Origin of the sequence: Synechococcus sp. 8F6 (assembly GCF_002252665.1) — a bacterium.
In the GTDB taxonomy this organism is placed as follows: Bacteria; Cyanobacteriota; Cyanobacteriia; order PCC-6307; family Cyanobiaceae; genus Cyanobium_A.
The window spans coordinates 1-729 of record NZ_NQKZ01000067.1 but is presented as its reverse complement, the minus strand read 5'-3'; the positions used below and the strand labels follow the sequence as shown (position 1 = coordinate 729).

General features: G+C 69.0%; 1 pseudogene. It reads right to left on the bottom strand.

The features are described from left to right. Positions 1-729: pseudogene (locus tag CJZ78_RS13515) on the bottom strand (WYL domain-containing protein); the annotation flags it as partial.

Genomic DNA, 729 nt, shown 5'->3' with positions numbered 1-729 from the left:
AATCGGCCCCGAAGTAGATGCCGCCGCTGTGGTGCAGCAAGCGCTCCAGCCTGTTCACCGCGGCAGCGTGTTCGTCGCTGCTACGGCGCAGGTCGCCATGGCTGTTGCGCAGAGCCAGGCGATCGAGCCGTTCGCTGCGGATCAGTCCCTGCTCGCGGCCCACCTGATCCTCTTCAAAGAGGAGATACCAGCCCACGTTGTGGAAGATCAATTGCAGCGGCCACACCCGCAGCTCGCCATCGGGGCTGCCTTCAAAACTGCCCACGCCGGGGTAGCGCTGCAGCAGCACGCGGCGGTGCTCCACGATCGCCGCCTCGATCGCTTCTGCGCGCCGGGGCGCAGCCAAGGAATCCCGCCGCACCAGGGCCGTATCCACCACCGCATGACGGGCGTAGCTGCGCACCGGCGGCAGGCCGTCGGCGCTGATCCCCGCCCAGCCCAGCCGCTCATCGAGCTCGGCCAGCAGATCCTGGGCCGAGGGGTCGGCCAGGCGGCCGGCGCTCTGGCGCACCACGTTGTGCAGCTCCCGCAGGCGCGGTGGCGAGAGCACGGCGGTGCCGAGGCAGTAGCCGTGGCGCACGTTGTCGTGGCGGTTGCGGAAGCCGTAGGGGGTGAGGACTTTTTCGAGGTCTTTGCGCAGCGTTGCCGTTTCACCCGGCAGGTAAGCGCCAGGGATGGATTCGGTGGCAGCGATCAGGTGCTGGTGCAGGTTGCCGCCGCGCTCGGCTG